We start from the raw sequence: 3,036 nt of genomic DNA on the forward strand, positions 1-3,036 counted from the left end.
CAAGCGGCACTTCGTCGCCCACCATCTGCCGCACCATGTCGGCCGTGCCCTCGGCAACCAGCGGCGAATGCGAGACGATGACGATGCCGACATTGCTCATGCGCTTTCCCCGAGGCTGTGCGCCACTGTGCGCACCAGCAGCGCGGTTGAGCGCGCGCCGGCGTCCATATGACCGATCGATCGGTTGCCCAGGAACGAGGCGCGGCCACGCAAGGCTTTCATAGGGACGGTCGCGTCGGCCGCGGCGTCGGCGATATCGGCGATTTCAAGAGCTGTCTTTCCCTGCAGCAGCGCGTCATGCACCGGCTGCAGCACGTCGAGCATGGTTTTTTGTCCGATCTGCGATTTGCCGCGTGCTGCCACAGCTTCGATCGCCTTGCCGAACGCCGCCGTCAGATTGGCGCGATCGGGTTTCGCCGAAATCTCCTTGCCGAATGCCAGGAACAGGGTGCCGAACAGCGGGCCGGAGGCGCCGCCGACCGTCATCACCAGCTTGGTGCCGATCGCCTTCAGGGCATCGGGCAGCGGTTTGGCCGAAAATGCTTCGGCTTCGGCGCGCACGGCCTCGAAGCCGCGCTTCATGTTCAGCCCGTGGTCGCCGTCGCCGATCGCCTGGTCGAGCGCCGTCAATTCCTCGGCGTTCGCGGCGATCGTATCCGCGGCGGCCGCGATCAGCCGGGCAAGGTTCAACGCCGCCATGTCACCCGCATTCCCGGTTTCCATCTTGCCGGCAGTATCGAAAGAACGGTCATTCGACAACTGGAGCATACGTCAGGCCGCTTCATGCAATGCCGCGGCCGCCGCGAAGACTTCGGCGGCCGCGTGAGCGCCGGGGTCGACCACACCTTGCAGCTTGCTGCCGACATAGGTCGACCGCCCGGCTTTTGCCTTGTCCATGGCGGCCGTGGCCTCGGCACCATGGCGGGCTGCTGTTGCCGCCTCCTCCAGGCCGTTCGCGTCGAGTGCTTTGAGCGCCGGCTCCAGCGCATCGACCATGGTTCTATCGCCAATTCTGGCGCCGCCATAAAAGGTCATCCGTTCAAGGCCGGCAAGCAGCGCTCTGGGCAGGCTCGCGCCGCCGCCCAGAGCCTGCGCCGCCGCCGTGAAGAAGATCGACAGCAGCACGCCGCTGGAGCCGCCCATCGACGCGCTCAGAATGTCGCCTATCGCGCCAAGGGTGGCTGCAGGCTCGGCAAGCGGTAGCGTGTCGAGCCGCTCGAGAACACTGCGCGCGCCGGTCGCCACCGTCGAACCGGTGTCGCCGTCGCCTGTTTTGGCGTCCAGTCCGTTCAAAGTAGCTTCGAGCGCGATCAGCCTTTCGCAGATGGTAACGAGAAGAGACCGGGTCCGCGCATCCTGGCTGGGCTTGCGTGCCACGCTTTGTCCGGCCGCTTTCGCCATCGGCACGACGGCAGGTGAAACAACCGGCTTTGCCGGTATCCAGGCATGCGGGCCGACCGGCGCCTGCAAGGCGGTTTCGCGCGCCGCATCCAGCCGGATCAGCGACAGCGAGAAGCCGTTCATGTTGAGCGCCGTCATCAGCGGGCCCGGGCCGATCGTCAGTTTGATGGTTTTAGCCAACGGCGAGGCAAGCACCGCATTGGCGATAACGGACATTTCGAGCGGCGGCACGGAGCCGAGATTGTTGATCAGCAAGGCGTAGGTGGCCTTGGGATCAAGCCGCTTCGCAAGGCGCTCCGCCATGATCGCCACCAGCCTGTCGGCGCTCTGCACCGCAATCCGCTCGACGCCCGGCTCGCCGTGAATGCCAAGGCCGAGTTCGCCATCGTTCTCGCCAAATCTGTCTTCGTGCGGCTGGCCCGGGATCGAGCAGGACGACAGCGACATCCCGAGCGAAACGATGTCCTTGGCCGCCGCCCGCGCCGCTGCCGCGATTTCAGCCAGATCGTGGCCGGCTTCCGACAGGTGGCCTGATATCTTGTGCACGAACAAGGTGCCGGCAACGCCGCGCGGCTGGGTGATGTCGGGCAAAGCGATATCGTCGGCGACAATGACCATCTCGACACGAAACCCTTCGGCGCGCGCCTTCTCTGCCGCCAGGCCGAAATTGAGACGGTCGCCGGTGTAGTTCTTGACGATCAGCAGGCAGCCGGCCGGGCCGGTGACCGCGCGAATGGCCGCCAGCACCGCTTCGACGCTTGGCGAGGCAAAGATCTCGCCCGAAACCGCCGCCGTCAGCATGCCCCTGCCGACGAAACCGGCATGTGAAGGCTCGTGCCCGGCCCCGCCGCCGGAGACGACACTGACTTTCGTCTTGTCCCAGTCGGCGCGCAGGACGACCTTGATCTCGGGATAGCCGTCGAGGCGCGCGAGATCGCCGGAGCCAATGGTTCGTAGCAGGCCGTCCAGCGCCTCGGTGACGATCGTTTCCCTGCGATTGAAAAAGTGCTTCATCGATTCGTCCCGTACTGGCAAAGTCAAAACCGGTGCTGAATCACCGAAAACCGCTCACATCAATCGCTGTCCATCGGCGCCGAAATACAGCGGCGCCCGGTAGCGGATCACCACTTTGTCGCCCTGCGCCAGATCCGTGTCGGGATCGGTCAGCGTCACCAGTTTCTTGGTGCCTACCGTCACATGCAAATGGTTCTGGTCACCGAGATGCTCGACCCAGTCGACAACGCCGTCAGCATGGCCATTCGCGGCCTTCGCGATCGTCAGATGCTCGGTGCGCGCGCCGATCGTCTTGGTGCCGGCCGGTGCGCCGCCGTCAGGCAGCAGCCCGGTCGGCAGAAGATTGATCGCCGGCTGGCCGAGCCTCGCCGCGACATGCAGGTTTGCCGGCTCTGAATAGATGGTGCGCGGCGAGCCGATCTGCACCAGCACGCCCTCGGTGAGGATGCCGATGCGGTCTGCCATCGTCATCGCCTCGATCTGGTCGTGGGTGACGTAGAGCATGGTGGCGCCGAGCTCGGTCTGGATGCGCTTCAGCTCGAGCCGCAGATCCGCCCGCAGCTTGGCGTCGAGCGATGACAGCGGCTCGTCCATCAGATAGATGGACGGTTTGCGCACCAG

The 3,036-nt window shown here is 65.2% G+C and carries 3 protein-coding genes and 1 pseudogene; all 4 read right to left on the bottom strand.

Annotation, left to right across the window (positions count from 1 at the left end; translation table 11 throughout):
• A pseudogene (locus EN925_RS29985) lies at nucleotides 1-100 on the bottom strand (PTS mannose transporter subunit IID); the annotation flags it as partial.
• Nucleotides 97-699: a dihydroxyacetone kinase subunit DhaL gene (dhaL, locus tag EN925_RS29990; protein ID WP_127370067.1), complete on the bottom strand. Its 603-nt coding sequence runs from the start codon at nucleotides 697-699 to the stop codon at nucleotides 97-99. The gene dhaL and the pseudogene EN925_RS29985, both read right to left, overlap by 4 nt.
• Before the next feature lie 72 nt (nucleotides 700-771).
• Nucleotides 772-2,415, bottom strand: a complete 1,644-nt coding sequence (locus EN925_RS29995; RefSeq protein WP_128337140.1) for a dihydroxyacetone kinase subunit DhaK — start codon at nucleotides 2,413-2,415, stop codon at nucleotides 772-774.
• A gap of 54 nt (nucleotides 2,416-2,469) precedes the next feature.
• Nucleotides 2,470-3,036: ABC transporter ATP-binding protein (locus tag EN925_RS30000; RefSeq protein ID WP_164894477.1), on the bottom strand; the 567-nt coding region annotated here is incomplete at its 5' end.

Origin of the sequence: Mesorhizobium sp. M7A.F.Ca.US.006.04.2.1 (genome assembly GCF_004022915.1) — a bacterium.
Taxonomy (GTDB): domain Bacteria; phylum Pseudomonadota; class Alphaproteobacteria; order Rhizobiales; family Rhizobiaceae; genus Mesorhizobium; species Mesorhizobium ciceri.

What these genes read in the sequence shown, in the direction of transcription:
- dhaL (WP_127370067.1), bottom strand. Translation starts at nt 699, where the DNA reads ATGGCGGCGTTGAACCTTGCCCGGCTGATCGCGGCCGCCGCGGATACG.
- EN925_RS29995 (WP_128337140.1), bottom strand. Translation starts at nt 2,415, where the DNA reads ATGAAGCACTTTTTCAATCGCAGGGAAACGATCGTCACCGAGGCGCTG.